The organism is Allotabrizicola aquatica (SeqCode), from assembly GCF_965194375.1.
Classification (GTDB): Bacteria; Pseudomonadota; Alphaproteobacteria; order Rhodobacterales; family Rhodobacteraceae; genus Tabrizicola_A; species Tabrizicola_A aquatica.
The window spans coordinates 318,643-339,382 of the sequence record NZ_OZ239428.1 but is presented as its reverse complement, the minus strand read 5'-3'; the positions used below and the strand labels follow the sequence as shown (position 1 = coordinate 339,382).

The window sequence follows — 20,740 nt, the reverse complement described above, 5'->3', positions numbered from 1 at the left end:
GCAAGCCCGTTATGCTGCCCGGCAACTGAATTGGAGGATTCCCATGCCCTTGGCCATGAACCGCGAAGTTTTCATCACCTGTGCTGTCACCGGATCGGGTGGCACGCAGGACAAATCCCCTCATGTGCCGCGCAGCCCCGAGCAGATTGCGACATCGGCCATTGATGCCGCCAAGGCGGGCGCGGCCGTGGTGCATTGCCATGTGCGCGACCCCGAAACCGGCAAACCGTCGCGCGACCTTGCGCTTTATCGCGAAGTCACCGAGCGCATTCGCGACAGCGGCACCGACGTGGTCTTGAACCTGACCGCCGGCATGGGCGGCGATCTGATGTTTGACGGATCCGAGGCGATGAACCGCATGTCGGCTAAATCCGACATGGCGGGGGCCACCGAACGTGTGGCGCATGTCGTCGAATGCCGGCCTGAAATCTGTACGCTGGATTGCGGCACGATGAATTTTAACGAGGCCGATTATGTGATGGTGAACACGCCCGGCCTCTTGCGCGATATGGCCAAGCGGATGGTCGACAGCGGCACCCGGATTGAGATTGAAGCGTTTGACACCGGCCATCTGTGGCTGGCCAAGCAACTGGCCAGCGAAGGCATCATCCCGGATCCGGTTCTGGTGCAGCTGTGCATGGGCGTGCCGTGGGGCGCACCGGATGACCTGAACACCTTCATGGCCATGGTCAACAATGTGCCGTCGAACTGGTTCTGGTCGGCCTTTGCTTTGGGGCGCAACCAGATGGCTTACGTTGCCGCCAGCGTGTTGGCCGGGGGCAATGTGCGGGTGGGGCTGGAAGACAACCTGTGGCTCGACAAGGGCGTGTTGGCCACCAACGCGCAGCTTGTGGAGCGGGCAGTCAGCATCATCAGCAATATGGGCGCGCGGGTGATCACCCCGGCTGAAGTGCGGGCGAAGCTGAAGCTGGAAAAGCGGGCGCCCTTGCCGCGCTGAGATAGCTGGCAAGCTGCGATGCGGACTGCCCTTGCATGGCAGACCCGCGCAGCGGTTCAGCGGTAACGCCGCTGGTCGGCTGTTTTGAAACGCGTGCAGAGGGCGGCCATAAGGTCGGCCCCTGCGCAGACGAACAAGGCCACCCGGCTTTCTGCCCTGCGAAAAAGGGTGCAGGGTCTTGGTATCGGGCGGCGCGAGAGATGAAAACGGCCCTTTGCCTTTCTCGATGGGGAAAGGCGGGGGTGCGGGGCGGGGCCCCGGCTTGAAAAGGAAATGACATGGCACGGAAAGCGGCAATCATTGGCGGTGGGGTGATCGGCGGCGGTTGGGCTGCACGGTTCCTGTTGAACGGGTGGGATGTGGCGGTGTTCGACCCCGATCCCGAAGCCCCGCGCAAGGTGGGCGAGGTGATCGCCAACGCCCGCAAGGCGCTTCCCGCCTTGTCGGATGTGCCGATGCCGCCCGAAGGCAATCTCTCATTTGCAGGCACCATCACCGAAGCGGTGGAGGGTGCCGAGTATATTCAGGAATCCGTGTCGGAACGGCTGGACCTGAAGCACCGCGTGTTTGCCCAGATTCAGCAGGTCGCCCCCGGTGTGCTGATCGGGTCGTCCACAAGCGGCTTCAAGCCCTCGGAACTGCAGGAAAAGGCACCCGAGCCGGGGATGATCTTCGTCGCGCACCCCTTCAACCCGGTCTACCTTTTGCCCTTGGCCGAAGTGGTGCCCAGCCCGAAAAACCCGCCCGAAGCGGTGGAACGCGCCAAGACCATCCTGCGCGAAATCGGCATGTTCCCCCTGCACGTGCGCAAGGAAATCGACGCCCATATCGCCGACCGCTTCCTTGAGGCCGTCTGGCGCGAGGCGCTGTGGCTCGTGAAAGACGGCATCGCCACCACCGAGGAAATCGACGAGGCGATCCGCATGGGCTTTGGCCTGCGCTGGGGGCAGATGGGCTTGTTTGAAACCTACCGCGTCGCAGGCGGCGAGGCGGGGATGAAGCATTTCATGGCCCAGTTCGGCCCTTGCCTCACCTGGCCCTGGACCAAGCTGATGGATGTGCCAGAGTTCAACGATGAACTTGTTGACCTCATCGCTGGCCAGTCTGACGCCCAATCCGGCCACCACTCCATCCGCGAGTTGGAGCGGATCCGCGACAGCAACCTGATCGGCTTCCTGCGCGCCTTGAAGGAACGCAACTGGGGCGCGGGCAAGGTCTTGCGTGAGCATGACGAACGCCAAGCGGCGGCCTTCTTTGGTGCGACCGATAGCGCGCCCAAGGCTGCACCTTTGACCATGGCCCATATGCAGGTTCTGCCCGGCTGGATCGACTACAACGGCCACATGACCGAAAGTCGCTATTACTTTGCCAATTCCGAAACCGTCGACGCCTTCCTGCGTCTGATCGGGGCGGGGATGGATTATGTCGCGGCAGGTCACAGCTATTACTCGGCGGAAACCCACATCCGCCATCTGGGCGAGGCCAAGCTGGGCGACCGTCTGACCGGCACGATCCAGATCATCTCGGCCGATGAAAAGCGCTTCCGGTCTTTCGTGCGGATCATGAAGGGCGAGGAGTGCGTGGCCACCATTGAACAGTTGTGCCTGCATGTGAACATGGCTGAGGGCAAATCGGCGCCTGCCTCGGCTGAGGTTTGGGCTAAGCTGAAGGCGATTGCCGATGCCCATGCCGCGCTGCCCTTGCCTGAAGGTGCGGGCCGCGCCGTGGGGCAAAAGAAGTGAAACGCGTCCTTATCACCGCAGGGGCGAATGGCATCGGTCTGGTGATGGCCCGCGCCTTCGCCGCCGAGGGCTATCGCGTCTGGGTGACGGATGTGGATGCAGGCCAGATCGCCGCCCTGCCGCCGGGTATCCGTGGCACGGTGGCGGACGCGGCCTGCGAGCCGGCGATGGAGGCGTTGTTCGCTGACATCGCCGCCGACTGGGGTGGGCTGGATGTGCTCTGCGCCAACGCTGGCATCAAAGGCCCGACGGCGACCATCGAAGACATGCCGCTGGAAGCTTGGCACCAATGCCTTGGCGTAAACCTTGATGGCGCAATGCTGGCCGCCAAACACGGTGCCCGATTGATGAAACCGGCAGGGCAGGGGGTGATGATCTTTACCTCCTCCACCTCTGGCCTGTACGGCACCCCCTTCCGCGCGCCCTATGTGGCGGCGAAATGGGGCGTCATTGGGCTGATGAAAACCGTGGCGATGGAACTTGGGCCCCATGGCATCCGCGCCAACGCGATCTGCCCCGGCTCGGTCAACGGCCCGCGCATTGACCGGGTGATCGACGCTGAAGCCGCCGCCAAAGGCATGACCCCGGACGCCGTGCGCCAAGGCTACGCCTCGGGCACCGCCATGAAACGGCTCAGCGACCCCGAAGATGTGGCTGACCTTGCCCTTTTCCTCGCCTCCGACCGCGCGCGCATGATCTCGGGTCAGGCGCTGGCGGTGGATGGCATGACCTATAACGTGGACCCGTAAGGAGACCCCGATGCATTTCGGACTGACCGAAGAACAGCAGATGATCGTCGATGCGACGCGCGCATTTGTGGAAAACGAACTTTATCCGCATGAACTGGCCGTGGAACGCTCTGGCCATCTGCCGTTGGAGCTGATCAAGGAAATCCAGCAAAAGGCCATTGCGGCGGGGCTTTATGCTGCCAACATGCCTACTGAAGTGGGCGGCGCGGGGCTTGATACCCTGTCATGGCTTTTGTACGAAAAGGAACTTGGCCGCGCGAACTACGCTTTGCACTGGACCTGCGTCGCACGACCCTCGAACATCCTGCTCGCGGGAAATGCCGAACAGCGCGAACAGTATCTGATGCCCTGCATCCGGGGCGAAACCTGGGATTGCTTGGCGATGACCGAACCCGGCGCAGGGTCGGACCTGCGCGGCATGAAGGCATCAGCCCGCCAAGACGGCGATGACTGGATCCTGAATGGCACCAAGCATTTCATCAGCCATGCGGACCTTGCGGGCTTTTCCATCGTCTTTATGGCGACAGGCGAAGAAGACACCCCGCGCGGCCCCAAGAAGAAGATCACCGCCTTCTTCGTGGACAAAGGCACCAAGGGCTTCACCGTCCGCGACGGCTACCGCAACGTCTCGCACCGGGGCTACACCAACGGCATTCTCGAATTCGACGACTGCCGCTTGAACAAACGCCAGATCCTGGGCGAGGTTCATAAAGGGTTTGAGGTGGCCAACAGCTGGCTCGGCGCCACCCGCCTGCAGGTTGCCTCCACCTGCCTGGGCCGCGCCGAACGCGCGCTGGGCCATGCCATCACCTATGCCGCCGAGCGCAAGCAATTCGGCCAGCAGATCGGCAAGTTCCAAGGCATCAGCTTCAAACTTGCCGATATGGCGATGGAGTTGAAAGCCGCGGAACTCCTGACCCGCGAGGCCGCGTGGAGATACGACCAAGGCTCGGTGACCGAGTCCGATATGTCGATGGCGAAACTGAAGGCCACCGAAGTGCTGGCCATGATCGCTGATGAGGCGATTCAGATCCATGGCGGCATGGGTCTGATGGATGAATTGCCGCTCGAGCGCATCTGGCGTGATGCGCGGGTGGAACGGATCTGGGAAGGCACCTCAGAAATCCAGCGCCACATCATCAGCCGCGAACTTCTGCGCCCGCACGGCGCGTGACACATGTCGGAACCGGGGGCCAGCCCCCGGACCCCCGGGATATTTGGGAACAGATGAAAGCAACGAAGTGTTAACCCCGTTGACCTATCGTGGACGTACCGAACAGGGGGGGACCCCGATGGCGGTAACAGGTGAAGATTCCCTGCCTCGTTGGTTCGGGGCAGGGCGTCTTGCCTTGGGTTTCATCTGTTCTCAAATATCCTCTGGGGGTCCGGGGGGCGAAGCGCCCCCGGGGGTGACTCATAAGGAACCTCTCAGATGAAAACCCTGGACCGCCTCTTGCGCCCGAAGTCCATCGCCGTTCTTGGCGCAGGCTGGGCGCTGAATGTCATCGAACAATGTCAGAAGATGGGCTTCAAAGGCCCGGTCTGGCCGGTGCATCCGACGAAATCTGAGATTGGTGGGTTGAAGGCCTACCCCTCGCTGGCCGATCTGCCAGAGCCACCTGATGCCACCTTCATCGGCGTCAACCGCTTTGCCACCATCGATGTGGTGCGCGAGCTGTCTGCCATGGGTGCGGGCGGGGCGATCTGCTTTGCCTCTGGCTGGACCGAGGCAGGTGAGCCGGAGTTGCAGCAAAAGCTGATCGACGCGGCCGGAGACATGCCCATTCTGGGGCCGAACTGTTACGGCGTCATCAACTACCTTGATGGCGCACTCCTTTGGCCCGACCAGCACGGCGGCATCCCGGTGGAAAAGGGCGTGGCGCTGGTCAGCCAATCCTCAAACATCGTGATCAATCTGGGCATGCAGCAGCGCGGCTTGCCGGTGGCCTATGTCGCCTGTCTGGGCAATGCTGCCGTGGTGGGCTTGGCCGATTTGGCTGGCGCGCTGTTGGACGATCCACGCGTCACCGCCTTGGGTCTTTACATCGAGGGCATCGATGATGCCCCGGCCTTTGCCGCCTTGGCCGAAAAAGCGCGGGCGGCGGGCAAAGGGGTGGTGGCGATCAAGTCGGGTAAGACTGAACTCAGTCGGACCGCCGCTGCCAGCCACACCGCCAGTCTTGCGGGCGGCGGGGCTGCCTCCTCCGCCTTCCTGCGTCAGATCGGGGTGGCTGAGGTCAACACGCCCTCGGAACTGGTTGAGACTTTGAAGCTCTTCCATGTCCACGGCCCCCAGATCGGCACGCGGATCTGCTCGCTGTCCTGCTCGGGCGGCGAGGCCGGGTTGGTGGCCGATCTCGCTGCCCCCTATGGCATAGACTTCCCGCCTGTGCCGCAGAACACCCATGATCGGCTGTTCGCGGTTCTTGGGGAGATCCCGACCATCTCCAACCCGTTGGATTATCACACCTTCATCTGGGGCGACGGGCCGAAAACCACCGAAGTCTTCAGCGCGATGCTCGACGCTTACGACGCTGGCATCTACATCATCGACAGCCCGCGCGCAGATCGCTGTGATCCCTCGGGCTATCAGCCCGCCTTTGATGCGATCGTGGCCGCCCAAAAGGCCACCGGCAAAATCGCTCTGCCGGTCGCTTTGATCGCCGAGAATTTCGGCGAGGCCCGGGTTGATGCGATGATGAAGGAAGGGGTCTGCGCTCTTCTGGGCCTTGAAACCGCGCTGGCCGCGATCAAGGCCGCGCAAACCCCTGCTGGCGTTCCGGGTTGGCGTCCCGCCAAGGCTCTTTCACCGCGCGAAACCCGGATGCTGAGTGAAGCCGAGGGCAAGGCCCTCTTGGCAGAGGCTGGGGTTAAGGTGCCGCAGTCCAGAACAGCGGCGCGTTTGGCCGATCTTTCGACCGAGGGGCTCACCCCGCCCTTCGCCCTGAAGGGTCTGGGCTTTGCCCACAAAACCGAGGCGGGCGCGGTGCGGCTGGGGCTGACCAGTTTGCAAGGTCAGGCCGAGATGCCCGGCGCCACCGGCTATCTCGTTGAAGAAATGGTCACCGGGGCGGTGGCCGAAATCCTGCTCGGCCTTCAGCGCGACCCGGTTTACGGCGTCACGCTGACCCTTGGCATGGGCGGGGTCACCGCCGAAGTGCTGGCTGATACCGTCACGCTGGTGCTGCCCGCGACCGAGGCCCAGGTGCTCGATGCGATGCGCGGCCTCAGGCTCTGGTCGCTTTTGGACGGCTATCGCGGGCGGCCAAAGGCCGACATGGCCGCTGTGGCGCAAATCGCCGTTGTCTTGGGCCAGCGCATGCTGGCCGATCAAACCATTGAAGAAATCGAAATCAACCCGATCCTCGTGCGCGCCGCCGGTGCTGTCGCGGTGGATGCCCTGATCCGGAAGGTATGACCATGGCGATGGAAATGAGAACCGAAGGCCCGATCAAGACCCGCCGCGAAGGCGCGATCTTGGAGGTAACGTTGGATGCGCCCAAGGCCAATGCGATCAGCCTGAAGACCAGCCGGGTGATGGGGCTCACGTTCCGCGATTTCCGCGATGATGACAGCTTGCGCGTCTGCATCATCCGCGCGGCGGGCGAGAAATTCTTTTGCCCCGGCTGGGATCTCAAGGCCGCCGCAGAGGGTGACGCCGTCGACGGTGACTATGGTGTCGGCGGCTTTGCGGGCCTGCAGGAACTGCCGAACCTCAACAAACCGGTGATTGCCGCCGTCCAAGGCATCTGCTGCGGCGGGGGGCTCGAGTTTGCCCTGTCGGCCGATCTGATCCTGTGCTCCACCAACGCCACCTTTGCTTTGCCCGAAATCCGCTCGGGCACCGTGGCCGATGCGGCGTCGATCAAGCTGCCCAAGCGCATCCCCTATCACGTCGCGATGGATCTTCTCCTGACCGGCCGCTGGTTTGACGCCGAAGAGGCGCATCGCTGGGGCATCGTCAAGGAAATCTGCGCGCCCGAGGATCTTTTGGCGAAGGCCTGGGATCTGGCGCGGCTCTTGGAATCCGGCCCGCCCCTCGTTTACGCCGCCATCAAGGAAGTGGTGCGCGAGGCGGAAAACATGCGCTTCCAAGACGCGCTGAACCGCATCACCAAACGGCAGATGCCGACGGTCGACCGGCTCTATTCCTCCGAAGATCAGCTCGAAGGCGCCAAAGCCTTTGCCGAAAAGCGCGATCCGGTCTGGAAGGGGCGGTAATCTCGCGACATGATCTGTCGGAAACAAACGCGGAAAACCGGCTTTCCGGGCTTATCAACGTGCTGACCCTTTGCCTTCAATGCGGCACAGATATCCCGGGGTCCGGGGCGGCGCCCCGGGGCATCAACAGGCGGACGGCATGCAGGATACCGACTATATCATCGTGGGCGCTGGCAGTGCGGGCTGCGTTCTGGCCAATCGGCTGTCCGAAGGCGGCAAGCACAAGGTGACCCTGATCGAGGCGGGCGGCAGCGATACTGCGCTCAGCCTCATCAACTTTTTCATCCATCTGCCGCTTGGCTATGGCAAGCTCTTTTACAACCCCGCTGTCAACTGGATGTATGGCACCGAACCTGATCCCGGTCTGAATGGCCAGCGCGACCACTGGCCGCGCGGCAAGGTTCTGGGTGGCTCCTCCAGCATCAACGCCATGGTCTGGATCCGCGGCCACCGTGCCGATTACGAAGAATGGGGCGCGGAAAACCCCGGCTGGGGCTATGACGACTGCACTGCCGCCTACCGCGCAATTGAGGACAACGAGGCCGGGGCGGATGCCTTTCGTGGTCAAGGTGGTCCCTTGTTTATTTCGGCCAATCGCACGGGTCTGCACCCTTTGGTCGATGATTACATTCGCGCCTGCGGTCAGGCTGGGCTGCCCTATACTCCCGATTTCAATGGGGAAAATCAGGAAGGCGCTGGCCACTACCAGATGACCATCAAGAAGGCACGGCGCAACTCCACCGCGCGGGCTTTCCTGCGCCCGGCGATGAAGCGGGCGAACCTGAAGGTTATCACCCGCGCGCAGGTCACGCGGGTCTTGATGGAGGGCAAGCGGGCCGTTGGTGTGGAATACGTTCAAAACGGTCAGCGCCAGGAACTGCGCTGCAATGCCGAGGTGATCTTGTCCGGCGGCGCGATCAATTCGCCGCAGCTTTTGGAACTGTCAGGCATCGGCAACGGGGCCCATCTGCAAGGTCTTGGCCTGCCTGTTGTCCTCGACAACCCCAATGTGGGCGAGCACATGTCCGATCATCAGGGCATCAACTATACCTTCCGCATGAAGGTGCCGACCTATAACAACATCCTGCGCCCGTGGTGGGGCAAGCTGATGGTGGGGTTGCAGTATTTCCTGACCGGTGGCGGTCCCTTGGCCAAGTCGATCAACCACGGCGGCGGCTTCTTCCGCACCCGGCCTGACTTGGCACGCCCCAATATGCAGCTTTATTTTCAGGCCTTTTCCACTCTGTTGCCCAAGGCGGGTGAGCGTCCGCTTCTGACGCCCGATCCCTATCCGGGCCTGTCCATCGGCCTGTCGAACTGCCGCCCCACAAGCCGCGGGCACATCCACATCGCAACGCCCGACCCCTTGGCGCATCCCAAGATCGTGGCCAATGTGTATTCGACCGACCATGACGTGCAAGAAATGCTGGAAGCGGTGAAATACCTGCGCCACATCGCTGCGCAACCGGCGATGGCGGGTCTGATCGAAGAGGAACTGCGCCCCGGCCCCGAGGTGCAATCTGATCCCGATCTTATCAACGATTTCCGCAACCGCTCGGGCACGGTCTATCACCATTCCTGCACCGCCCGCATGGGCCGCGATGCGGCGACCTCGGTCGTGGATTCGCGCTGCCGGGTACATGGGGTTCAGGGCCTGCGCGTCATTGACGCCAGCGCCTTCCCCAACCTGATTGCCGGCAACACCAATGCGCCGTCGATCCTGATGGGCTGGAAAGGTGCTGAAAAGGTGCTTGAGGACGCCCGCTAAGCCACGTCCGTCCCGCCGATGCCGAAAAAACCCGGCCAGAAGGATGTGCCGCCCCGCGCTTTGCCCTAGATAGGGTGCCATGGGCGGCAATTCGGCTGCACGGGGGATTGCATGCTTTTGGTGGCATCCGGGGTGACCAAGACCTACCGCACCGGGGACGAGGCGGTGCGGGTGCTGGACGGTGTTGATCTGACGCTGGCGGCGGGCGAAAGCCTTGCGCTGACGGGCGAATCCGGGTCGGGCAAAAGCACGCTTTTGCATCTGGTCGCCGGGCTCGACAGCCCCGACACTGGCCGCCTTGTGGTCGATGGCACCGATATGGCGCGGGCCACGGATGCGCAGCGCGCGGCGCTGCGCCGCGATGGCGTCGGGCTGGTGTTTCAGCAGTTCAACCTGATCCCCTCGCTCGATATCGCCGCCAATCTGGCCTTTCAGGCCCGTCTGGCCGGGCGATATGATCCCGCTTGGGCCCATGAACTGGCGCAGGTCTTGGGACTGGAGCCCCTGTTGCAGCGCTATCCCGAACAGCTTTCTGGTGGCCAGCAGCAGCGCGTGGCCATTGGCCGCGCACTGGCCGCGCGCCCGCGTCTGGTGCTGGCCGATGAGCCGACGGGCAATCTGGATGAGATGACGGGTGATGCCGTCATGGCGCTTTTGTTGCGGCTGGTGGCGCAGACCGGGGCGGGGCTTTTGATGGTCACCCACTCGCCCCGCCTGGCCGCCCGGTTGGACCGGCGCGTGCATCTCAGCGCCGGGCGTCTGCAACTTGAGCCTGCGGCATGAGGCCAGGCGTCGGTCTTGCGGCGCTCTTGTCGCATTGGGGGCGTCACCCGTTTCAGCTGGCCATGCTTTTGGTGGGGCTGTCGCTGGCCACGGCGCTGTGGTCGGGCGTGCAGGCGATCAACGCCGAGGCGCGCGCAAGCTATGCCCGCGCCGCCGATGCCTTGGCGCTGGATGGCCTGCCCCGCTGGGCCATGGCCGATGGCAGCGCCGTGCCGCTGGCGACCTATGCCGATTTGCGCCGCGCGGGTTTGCCGGTTTCTCCGGTGATCGAAGGGCCTTTGCCCGGCACCGATCTGCGGCTGATCGGGATTGACCCCCTGACCTTGCCCCGCGAGGCGCGGCTTCTGGATACCCAGACGCTTGATCTGCAAGGCTTTGTCTCGGCTGAGGGGGAGTTGTTGCTGAACCCCGATGCGGCCGAACTCTTGCCCGCCGATCTGCCTCCGTCCCGCGCCGCTCCCGATCTGCCCCAAGGCATTGCGCTCGCCGATATCGCGGTGGCCGACCGGCTTTTGGCCCAGCCGGGGATTGCCTACCTTCTTCTGCCACCCGATGCGGCCCAGACCGCCCCGCCTGTGGGCATCGTGGCGCAGCGCCCAACGGCGGGCGAGGATATCGCCCGGCTGACCGACAGCTTTCACCTTAACCTGACCGCCTTTGGCCTTCTGGCCTTTGCGGTGGGTCTGTTCATTGTCTATTCCGCCATCGGTTTGGCCTTTGAACAACGCCGCCCGATGTTTCGCACCCTGCGGGCCTTGGGGGTGTCGGCGGTGGCGCTGACCGGGCTTTTGCTGGCAGAGCTTCTGTTGCTCTCGCTGATCGCCGGGGCCATCGGGGTGGGGCTGGGCTATCTGGTTGCCGCAGCGCTTTTGCCCGATGTCGCCGCCACCCTGCTCGGACTTTACGGGGCCGAGGTGCCGGGCACGCTGGCCTTACGCCCGTCGTGGTGGCTGGCGGGTCTTGGCATTTCGGTCGTGGGCACGCTGGTGGCCGCCGGACAAAGCCTGTGGCGGCTGTGGCATCTGCCCTTATTGGCCACTGCCCAACCGCGCGCTTGGGCGCGTGAGGCGGCGCGGGGTTTGCGCTGGCAGGCTGGGGCTGGGGTCACGCTTTTCGCGCTGGCCGTTAGCCTTGGACTTTGGGGCGTCGGGCTTTGGGCCGGGTTTGGCCTCTTGGCGGCGCTCCTGTTGGGCGCGGCCCTTCTTTTGCCGGTGTTCCTCTATACCCTGACCCTTGCCGCAAGCCGCATGGCGCGCGGCGTGCTGGCTCAGTGGTTTTGGGCCGACACCCGCCAACAACTGCCGGGCCTCTCGCTTGCGCTGATGGCGCTGATGTTGGCCTTGGCCGCGAATGTCGGCGTCGGCACCATGGTTGGCAGCTTTCGCCAGACCTTCACGGGCTGGCTTGATCAGCGGTTGGCGTCTGAGCTTTACCTGACCGCCCGCAGCACCGAAGAGGCGGCGCAGATGGTTGATTGGCTGACCCCGCGCACCACGGCCATCCTGCCCATCTGGTCGGCCGAAACCACGCTTTCCGGCCAATCGGCCGAGGTTTACGGCATGACCGACCACGCCACTTATCGCGACAATTGGCCGATGTTGCTGGCCCGCCCCGATACCTGGGACAGGCTGGCCGCCGGGCAGGCGGTTTTGGTCAACGAACAGCTTTACCGCCGCAATGGCCTGAGCTTGGGCGATCTGGTGGACCTGCCCGGCGGCGCGCTGCCCGTGGCGGGGGTTTACTCCGACTATGGCAACCCGCGCCCGCAGATCATTATCGCGACCGATCTTCTGGTCGCCCGCTTTCCCGACATCCCCCGCCTGCGCTATGGGCTGCGGGTGGATCCGGCCCAATCAGAGGCCCTTGCCCAAGACCTGCGCGACACCTTCGATCTGCCCGAAGGGGCCGTCTTGTACAACACGCGCATCAAGGCGATGTCGCTGCAGGTGTTCGAGCGCACCTTTGCCGTCACAGGCGCGCTGAATGTGCTGACGCTGGCCGTGGCGGGTGTGGCAATCTTTGCCAGCCTGATGACGCTGTCGGGCATGCGGGTGGTGCAGCTTGCCCCGCTCTGGGCCTTGGGGCTGACCAAGGGGCGGCTCGCGGCCTTGGATTTTGCCCGCACGCTGGTTCTGGCGGTCTTGACGCTGGTCATTGCGCTGCCCTTGGGGCTGGTGTTGGCTTGGGCGCTCTTGGCGGTGGTCAATGTGGCGGCCTTTGGCTGGCGCCTGCCGATGGCGCTGTTCCCCGCCGACTGGCTGGTTCTGGCGGGCTTTACGCTGATTGCCGCAGCACTTGCCGCGCTTGGGCCGTGGCGCAGGCTGGCCCGCATGGCCCCGGCGGATTTGCTGAAGGTGTTTGCCAATGGACGTTAAGGGATGCTCTGCCGCGCTGTGCATGCTCTTGGCTCTGGTCGGTCCAGCGGCCCACGCGCAGGGCTTTGCTGGCATGGGTCAAGCGGTCGAAGGCTTTGCCACCCCAGACCCGGACGATTGGCTGATTTTCCCGGCCGATCACGGCCCGCATCCTGATTTCCGCATCGAATGGTGGTATTTGACCGCCGCTTTGACCGGTCCGGATGGCACGGATTATGGCGCGCAATGGACACTGTTTCGCACCGCCCTGCGCCCCGGTGAGTCGGCAGGCTTTGCCAGCCCGCAGCTTTGGATGGGCCATGCGGCGCTGACCAGCGCCGAGACCCATCTCTTTGCCGAGAAGCTAGGCCGCGGCGGTGTGGGGCAGGCGGGGGTGACGCCCGCGCCCTTCAAGGCGTGGATTGATGATTGGCAGATGATCAGCCGCGCCGCGCCGGGGGCGGATGCGCTTTCCGCGCTGGATCTAAACGCTTCGGGCAGCGGGTTTTCCTATGCGCTGGCTTTGCAGGCCCAAGGCCCGCTCGTCGCCCAAGGCGACCAAGGCTATTCGGTGAAATCGGCGGCGGGGCAAGCGAGCCATTACTATTCGCAACCCTTCTACACGGTCACTGGTACGATCAGATTTGGCGATCAGGATATCCCGGTGACGGGCCAGGCATGGCTTGACCGCGAATGGTCGTCACAACCCTTGGCCCCCGATCAGACCGGCTGGGACTGGTTTTCACTGATCTTCGACGATGGCGCGCGCATGATGGGGTTTCGGCTGCGCGATGCGGGGGCGGGGTATCTGTCTGCGACATGGATTGATGCGGATGGCACCCCCACCCCCATGCCGCCGGGAGCTTTGCGCCTGACGCCGCTAGAGACGGCCAGCGTCGCCGGGCGCACTGTTCCCGTGCGCTGGCGTGTGGAACTGCCGCAAAAATCGGTCGATGTGACAGTGACCACGCTGAACCCGAAGGCTTTCATGCAAACCACCGTGCCCTATTGGGAAGGTCCGATCCGCTTTACCGGCAGCCACGCCGGGCAGGGGTATCTGGAGATGACGGGCTATGAATGAGGCGCGCCGCTAAAACCCCGGCAAGACCCCTTGCGCGGGGGGCGGCAGAACCTCGGCCAAGATGCGCGGGATGCGCTCTTTCACCTTGAAGAACCCTGCCGTGGCATGGGGCCAGATCGCGCTGTCCCAGTCGCGCTTCCACTCGGTCAGGGTGATCCCGCGCGCCGCGAGTGCGGGTGTGGCCGCGTCCAGCCAGTCGCGGAGGGGGCCTTGCGGCACATAAGGCGTGACGATCTGGGCAACCCCGGCCCGCGCGGCCCAAGCGGCAAGATCAGAGGGGACGCCCGCGCGCAGAGCTTGCGCTGCAAATCCCGTCCGCCCCGCCGCATCGGCCAAGGCCGCGCGTTCGAACTGCACCACCGGATCGCCCACCGCGCCAGTGGATCGCAGGTGGCTCGCCTCCAGCGTCCAGGCGGCGCGGATATCGAGTGCAGCAAGGTCAAAGTCCTCCACCCGGCAATCTTCTTCGGTGATGAGAAGGGCGGTGGGTTGGCCGAGTTTCGGCGGCGCAACGGCGCGCAGGGGCATCAGCGGCGGCAGCCCATCGGGCTCTTGATGCTCCAACCCCTGTATTTGGCCCTCTAGATCCGCCTCGCGCGGGGTAAAGCGCTGATTGGTAAAGGTCGCGATGTTCCACGCCTGCGCGTGATAGGGCTTTCCGCGCGTGTGAAGCCCCGCCACCCAGCGCCAGCCCAGCGTGTTCGAGGCCGGATCACCATCGATCAGATGGCGCAAAAAGAAATCCGCGCCCAGCCGCCACGGCAGCCCCAGCGTGAAGATCCAGATCGAGGCGAACCACATCCGCGCGTGGTTGTGCAGGTAGCCAGTCTCCACCAGCTCCTCGGCCCAAGCGTCCATGCAGGCAAGGCCCGTTTGCCCTGCCTCGGCATCGGCCACAGCGCGGCGCAGGCGGCGGTCTTTGTCCAAGTCGGCCAGATCGCGCTCTAGCCCGTCGCGGGTGCTGGCCCAGACCTGCGGGCGGCGTTCCAGCCAGCCTTTGAAGTAACCGCGCCAGACCACTTCTTGCACGAACTTCTCGGCCCCCTCGGCCCCATGGGCGGCAAGGGCGGCGGCGACCACATCGGATTCCAGCACCAGACGACGGCGAAGATAGGGCGAGAGTTGCGACACCGCCTTGTGCTGGCCGGGGCCTTCATCGGTGTTGCGCCCATTGGCATAGCGTCGCCCCATGCGCGGCACAAAGGCGGCCATGCGCGCCTCACCTACGGCGCGGGTGGCTGTCCAGTCGGTCATCTTGATCTATCCCGTCTTGTTCAAGGGCCAGATGGCGCGGCCGGGCGATATGTCAACCAGCGCCTAGCGATAGCGCTCGACCATGGGGCGCAGCGCCACGCGGGCGCAAAGCTTGGCGGCCATCAGATAGGTGCCCGCAATCTTGCGATGCAGGAAAAGCGTGGCCGCCGGGGGCACATGGGCAAGGTCACGTTCTGACCCCAAGGCAAGCCCCCGGTCGCGCAAGCGCTCCAAAAGATCGCTCTGGCCAAAGTCAAAGGGTGTGCTTTGGCGCAGGGGTTCCATCGCCATGTCGAACAGGGACTGGATCAGATCCTGATGATGCGGCGCGGTCTCGGGGGCGAAATAGCCGATGCGCAGCATGGCCGCGCGGATCGTCTCGGGGGTGCCGTCAAGTGCGGTGGCCAGAAGGTCGCGGAAATCGGCGGCCAGCGCCGGCGCGATAGTTTGCACCGCGCCGAAATCCAAAAGAACGATGCGGCCGGACTTGGGGTCATAGCGGTAATTGGCGAGATTTGGATCGGTCTGCAAGGCGCCGAATTCGAACAACTCACGCAGAACCAGGTCAATCAGGGCGCTTGCCACCCGGTCGCGGGTGGCTTGTGGGGCGGTGGTCAGGCTTTCAAGCGGAGCGCTTTCGACATAGCTCATCGCCAGCACCTGAGGTGTGCAAAGATCGGGCTCCAACTCGGGCAGGACGAAGTCTGCCGACCCGTCCAAGAGGGTGCGAAACCGGGCCAGATGCTGCGCCTCGGCCAGATAATCTGCCTCGCCGTGCAACTGGCGCTTGGCCTCGGCCATCAGGGGCGCAAGGTCCAACCCGCGCGGCAAAAGGCCGGGCAGGCGCATCAGGCTGGCCATATTGTCCACATCGCTGTCAATGCTGTCGCGCACGCCGGGGTATTGCACCTTGATCGCCAGCATTCGCCCCCCGGGCAGCACCGCGCGATGCACCTGCCCGATTGAGGCGGCGGCAAAGGGGCGCACGTCAAAGCGCTGAAAGCGGCCATACCAGCCCGCACCCCATTCGGCGTTGAGCACCGCCTGCAACTGCTTGGGCGGCATGGGCTGCGCGTCATCGCGCATCCGGGCCAAGATCGCGGTCAGCTCTTCGGGCAGCACGGCCCCGCTGTCCATCGACAGCATCTGCCCCAGCTTCAGCGCCGCCCCGCGCAGATGCGACAGGCCTTGCGTGACCCGCAGCCCGTTGGAGGGTGTCATCAGAAGGCTGGCCAGATCGGGCCGTTTGCCCTGCACCAGTGCCCTAAGGCCCCCCGCCGCCACGTCCCCCGCAACGCCCGAGGCGATGCCGCCCATCCGCAGCATGCGCGCCACCCGGCCTGTGGGCACCATGGCACCGGTGCTGTCGTCATCCCGCTGCATCACCCGCTCCGCATTTCCCTTCCCGCTAGATGTGCCAAAGCGCCCCCGCGTCGAGGGGCAGCTGGCAATTGGGCGCGGTTTTCGGCGCGGATGCGGGATTAATCTGCTAATCCCGGCGCGACAGGGCTTAACCGCTGAGCTTCGTCCAACTCGCGGCGCAGTCGGGCCTCTTCGGCGGCTTGCGGCGTCGTGAAGCGCGCCAGCAGAAGATAGGCGACGGGCGTCAGGTACAGTGTCACCACCGTTGAAAGCCCCAAGCCCCCGACAATCACCCAGCCCAAAGCCTCACGCGCCTCGGCCCCGGCGCCGGAGGACAGGATCAAGGGCACCCCGCCCAGGACGGTTGAGATCATCGTCATCATCACCGGGCGCAGTCGGATCACCGCGCCTTCGCTGATCGCCCGGCGCACGTCATGGCCTTGTTCGCGCAGCTGATTGGCAAATTCGACGATCAAGATGCCGTTCTTGGCCATGATCCCCACCAACAAGACCAAGCCGATCTGCGAATAGACGTTCAGACTGCTGCCAGTCAGCAAAAGCGCAAAGATCGCGCAGGCCAGCCCAAGGGGCACCGTGGACATCACGATGATCGCCGAGACAAAGCTTTCAAACTGCGCAGCCAGCACCAGAAACACGATCAGGATGGCAAAACCAAAGGTCAGCAAAAGCCCCGATCCGGTTTCGTCCAGCGTCGCCGCCTCGGCCAAGGGCACGATGCGCGCGCCGGGGGGCAGCGTTTCGGCTGCCAGCGCCTCCACCTCGGTCAGGGCCTGACCCAAGGACATCTCGGGCGTCAGCCCGGCTGTGATCGGCACCGCGCGCTGTTGGGCCTCGCGGCCCAACTCAGGGGCCACCGCGCGTTCCTCAAGCCGCACAAAGGACGAGATCGGCACTGTCTGCCCCGTCGCGCTGCGCATGAACACCCGTTCAAGGTCAGACGGGTCATTCACCGGATCAGCGGTCGAGATCAGCTGCACATCGTGCGACTTGTCCCCGATGAACACCGTGCCCACGCTGCGCCCGTCCAGAACGGCCTGCAATGCCTCGCCCAGACCTTCGATCCGAATGCCAAGATCGGCGGCACGGGCGCGGTCGACCTCGATGAACAGCTGCGGCTGCGTGGTGTCATAGCCAAGCCGCACCTGGCCAAAAGCGGGGTTTTCTTCCATCGCTTCAACAAGGGCTGTGGCATCGCGGCCAAGATCATCATAGCTCGCCCCCACCAGCGCAAAGCGCAGGCCCTGACCGGCCCCGCGAATGCGCAGGCTGTTGGGTTGCAGCGCAAAGGCGCGCACCCCGATCACGCCGCGCAGGCGGGCGTTGATGTCTGCTGCAATCTCTTGCTGGCTGCGCGCCCGTTCGGCCCAAGGGGCGAGGGTCATAACAATGAATCCCGAATTGGCCTGCCCGCTGCTGCCGGTGATGGCGAAAAGGTTGGTGACCTCACCCGCCTCTTGCAGGCTGGCCACGGCATCCTCGATCTCGCGCATCTTGGCGGCAGTATGGTCGAGCGAGACGCCCTGCGGTGCCTCGACCCGCAGTAATACCACGGCGCGGTCCTCGGGCGGGGTCAATTCCTGCCGGATCTGGCCAAAGGCAAGCGCGGCGGCGGCGGCAAAGATCAGGCTTGCGCCCACCACCAGCCACGGCGCGGCCAGTGCAGCCTGCAAACTGCGGTCATAAAATCCGGCCAGTGCCGCCCCTGTTCGGGCCAACCCATCCGGTGCTTGGCCCCCCGCGCCGGGGGCGGCTTCTTTCAGGATGCGGCTGGCCAGCACCGGGCACAGCGTCAACGCCACGACCGACGACAGCAAGACCGCCATCGCTAGCGTAAAGCCAAACTCGCGGAACAAGGCCCCGGCCTGCCCGCCCAGAAAGGACAAGGGCACAAAGACTGCCGCCAGCGTCGTCGTGGTTGCCACCACAGCAAAGAACACCTGCTGGGTGCCCAAGACCGCCGCCGCCCGTGCGCCCATCCCTTCGGACCGCCGCCGCACGATGTTTTCCAAAACCACGATGGCATCATCCACCACCATGCCCGTGGCCAGAACCAGCGCCAGCAGCATCAGGATGTTGATCGAAAATCCCGCCAGCCAGACAGCCGCGAAGGTGCCGATCAAGGCCACCGGCAGCGCGATGGCCGGGATCAAGGTCGCGCGCAGATCCATCAGAAAGGCGAAGATCACCGCAATCACAATCAGGGTCGACAGGATCAGCGTCAAGACCACCTCATCCAGCGCGCCTTGAACGAAAACCGCATCATCCGAGGTGACCTTCAGCGTCACATCGGGCGGCAACAGGGGTTGCACATCCGCCACCACGGCCCGCACCGCCTGCGAGATCGACAGCGTGTTCGATTGCGCCGCCCGGATGATGCCAAGGCCGATACCCGTCTCGCCATTGGCGCGCAGAACGCTTTGGCCCAAGGCCGGGCCAAGGCTGATTTGCGCCACATCGCCCAAACGCACGCCCTGCGCCAGCGTCAGGGCGGCAAACGCCTCGGGCGTGCTGATCGCCGCCGTGGTGCGCACCACCATCGACTGGCTGTTCGAGGCCAGCGACCCCGCTGGCGCGTCCAACGACACCGTGGCAACCGCCGCGCGCACATCGGCCAAGGACAGCCCCCGCGCGGCCAGTTGGCGCATGTCGATGTCGATGCGGAACACCTCATCGCGGTCGCCAAAAATCTGCAGATCGGCCACGCCTTCGGCGGCGAGCAGCCGCTCTTGCACCAGATCCTCGGCGATCCGTGTCAGCGCCTCGGCACTTTGCGAGGGGGATGTCAGCGACAGCCGCATGATGGCATCGGAATCGGCATCGGCCTTGACGATGCGCGGCGGCTCGACCCCATCCGGCAGATCGCCCGACAGCCGCGCGATGGCATCGCGCATGTCTGTGGCGGCGGTGTCCAGATCGGTGCCTGCGGTAAACTCCACCGTGACCCTGCTGCGGCCAAAGCGCGACGAGGAGGAGATGTCCTTGACCCCCGAAATGCGTCCGGCCGCGCCTTCGATGGCGGCGGTGATTTCGCGGTCAATGGTTTCGGGGGCGGCGCCGGGGTAGTCGGTGCTGATGGTGATAACGGGGCTGTCCACATCGGGCAACTCGCGCACCTCACCCCCCAGCCAGCCCGCAAGGCCCGCAATCAGGATCATCGCGTTCAGCACAAAGGCCAAGATCGGGCGGCGGATGAACAGCGCCGTGCCAGACAGATGCGCGCTGCGCTCGATGCGGGTGGTCATGGCGTGGCCTTGGTCTCGGACGTGGCGGCATCAGGTGCAGAGGCCTCGGCCCCGCGCACCTCAACCTCTGCCCCCGGTCTCACCGATTGCACTCCTTCGATCACCACCAGATCGCCGGGTTCAAACGCAGCCTCAACCAGAACCCGCTCGGCCTCGCGCTGCACGATCTGCACCGGCAGTCGCGTGGCCTTGCCGTCGCGCACCACCCAGACATAGGCCCCCTCGCGGCTCCATTGCACGGACAAAGGGTCAACCGCGGGGGCCGCTGCGCCGGGCAGGTCCAGCGTCATCGCAAAGGCCATGCCCGCGCGCAGCCTGTCGTCCGGGTTCGGCAGTTCCGCCTGCACCCGCAGCGTGCGGCTCGCGGGATCAACCCGGTTGTCGATGGCGCTGATCCGCCCTTCAATCACGCCAAACCCACCGGCCAGAGCCTCGGCCTTGACCGGGTCACCCACGGCCACCCGGCCCACCATCCGTTCGGGCAGCCGCACATCGACCAAGAGCACCGACCGATCATCCACCCGCGCGATTTCGGCTTGTGTGCCGATCTGTGCGCCCACTTCGGCGTTCAGAATGCCAAGCCAGCCTGAGACCGGCACGACAACCTGCCGCTGTGCCAGATCATAGCCAGCCTCGCGCAGCTCCAACTCGGCCTGCCGCAGCGAAAGCTCTGCCTCCCGCAGTTGCACATCGGTGCCCGTGCCCGAGGCCTGCAACTGCCGCGCGCGTTCAAGCCGCGCGACGGCATCTTCCTGCACCAACTTTGCGCGTTCCAGCGCGATGGTCTCGGCCTCATTGTCCAAGTGCAACAAAACATCGCCCGCCTGCACCTGTTGGCCCGAGCGCGCGCGCAGTTCGGTCACCCGGCCCGGCGTTTCGGCAAAGACGGCAACCGATCGCAGCGCTTGGCCATCGCCAATGGCGCTGATGCGGTCGGCGATTTGGCCTTCGCTGGGGGGCAGGGCGGTGACCTTTGTCGCCGTGCGTGCTCCGCCTTGGCCGCCACCCCAGCCGCCGCCACCCTGCGCGGGCTTTGCCGCGCCCTCCTCCTCAGTCCCGCCAAAGCCAAGGCTGTTGAGCACACCGGGCACAAAGACCGCCGCGGTCATCAGGCCTGCGGCACCCAGCGCCAGCGTCAGGGCGATTTGCTTCCAGAACGGCATCGGACCTCTTTTCGGTGGCATGTCGGCGTGGCTTAAGTTGTG

The 20,740-nt window shown here is 64.7% G+C and carries 14 protein-coding genes; 10 read left to right on the top strand and 4 right to left on the bottom strand.

Annotated features, from left to right (window positions below; translation table 11 throughout):
* The first annotated feature begins 43 nt into the window (after positions 1–43).
* From bcoG to AC72UB_RS14825, 10 genes are all read left to right on the top strand, one after another.
* Positions 44–958: a 3-dehydrocarnitine:acetyl-CoA trimethylamine transferase BcoG gene (bcoG, locus tag AC72UB_RS14870; protein WP_505190454.1), complete on the top strand. Its 915-nt coding sequence runs from the start codon at positions 44–46 to the stop codon at positions 956–958.
* A 278-nt stretch (positions 959–1,236) separates the two neighbouring features.
* Positions 1,237–2,700, top strand: coding sequence for a carnitine 3-dehydrogenase (locus AC72UB_RS14865; RefSeq protein WP_505190453.1), 1,464 nt, complete (start codon positions 1,237–1,239; stop codon positions 2,698–2,700).
* The gene (locus tag AC72UB_RS14860) at positions 2,697–3,449 is read left to right on the top strand and encodes an SDR family oxidoreductase (protein WP_505190452.1); all 753 of its coding nucleotides are present in this window, start codon (positions 2,697–2,699) and stop codon (positions 3,447–3,449) included. The genes AC72UB_RS14865 and AC72UB_RS14860 overlap by 4 nt, the downstream gene beginning before the upstream one ends.
* A 10-nt stretch (positions 3,450–3,459) precedes the next feature.
* Positions 3,460–4,623 carry an acyl-CoA dehydrogenase family protein gene (locus AC72UB_RS14855; RefSeq protein ID WP_505190451.1) on the top strand — a complete coding sequence of 388 codons (1,164 nt, stop codon included), beginning with the start codon at positions 3,460–3,462 and terminating at the stop codon, positions 4,621–4,623.
* A 258-nt stretch (positions 4,624–4,881) separates the two neighbouring features.
* Complete coding sequence (locus AC72UB_RS14850; RefSeq protein ID WP_505190450.1) at positions 4,882–6,867, top strand: acetate--CoA ligase family protein; 1,986 nt, start codon at positions 4,882–4,884, stop codon at positions 6,865–6,867.
* A gap of 14 nt (positions 6,868–6,881) precedes the next feature.
* The gene (locus AC72UB_RS14845; protein ID WP_505190844.1) at positions 6,882–7,670 is read left to right on the top strand and encodes a carnitinyl-CoA dehydratase; all 789 of its coding nucleotides are present in this window, start codon (positions 6,882–6,884) and stop codon (positions 7,668–7,670) included.
* Between the two features lie 139 nt (positions 7,671–7,809).
* Positions 7,810–9,438: a GMC family oxidoreductase gene (locus tag AC72UB_RS14840; RefSeq protein WP_505190449.1), complete on the top strand. Its 1,629-nt coding sequence runs from the start codon at positions 7,810–7,812 to the stop codon at positions 9,436–9,438.
* Between the two features lie 111 nt (positions 9,439–9,549).
* Complete coding sequence (locus AC72UB_RS14835) at positions 9,550–10,221, top strand: ABC transporter ATP-binding protein (protein ID WP_505190448.1); 672 nt, start codon at positions 9,550–9,552, stop codon at positions 10,219–10,221.
* Positions 10,218–12,596, top strand: coding sequence for an ABC transporter permease (locus AC72UB_RS14830; protein ID WP_505190447.1), 2,379 nt, complete (start codon positions 10,218–10,220; stop codon positions 12,594–12,596). Before AC72UB_RS14835 ends, AC72UB_RS14830 begins: the two co-directional genes overlap by 4 nt.
* Positions 12,586–13,656, top strand: coding sequence for a lipocalin-like domain-containing protein (locus AC72UB_RS14825; protein ID WP_505190446.1), 1,071 nt, complete (start codon positions 12,586–12,588; stop codon positions 13,654–13,656). Before AC72UB_RS14830 ends, AC72UB_RS14825 begins: the two co-directional genes overlap by 11 nt.
* Before the next feature lie 9 nt (positions 13,657–13,665).
* On the opposite strand, the gene AC72UB_RS14820 is transcribed toward AC72UB_RS14825, so the two are convergent.
* The 4 genes from AC72UB_RS14820 to AC72UB_RS14805 all read right to left on the bottom strand — a co-directional run bounded on the left by AC72UB_RS14820 (position 13,666) and on the right by AC72UB_RS14805 (position 20,698).
* Positions 13,666–14,910, bottom strand: a complete 1,245-nt coding sequence (locus AC72UB_RS14820) for an FAD-binding domain-containing protein (protein WP_505190445.1) — start codon at positions 14,908–14,910, stop codon at positions 13,666–13,668.
* 63 nt (positions 14,911–14,973) lie between these two features.
* A complete protein-coding gene (locus AC72UB_RS14815; protein ID WP_505190444.1) occupies positions 14,974–16,293 on the bottom strand; it encodes an ABC1 kinase family protein in 1,320 nt (439 codons plus the stop codon).
* Between the two features lie 98 nt (positions 16,294–16,391).
* Positions 16,392–19,535 (bottom strand): efflux RND transporter permease subunit, encoded by a 3,144-nt coding sequence (locus AC72UB_RS14810; RefSeq protein WP_505190443.1) that lies wholly within the window; start codon positions 19,533–19,535, stop codon positions 16,392–16,394.
* On the bottom strand, positions 19,532–20,698 hold the full coding sequence (locus tag AC72UB_RS14805; protein WP_505190442.1) for an efflux RND transporter periplasmic adaptor subunit: 1,167 nt from the start codon (positions 20,696–20,698) through the stop codon (positions 19,532–19,534). Before AC72UB_RS14805 ends, AC72UB_RS14810 begins: the two co-directional genes overlap by 4 nt.
* Positions 20,699–20,740 lie beyond the last annotated feature (42 nt).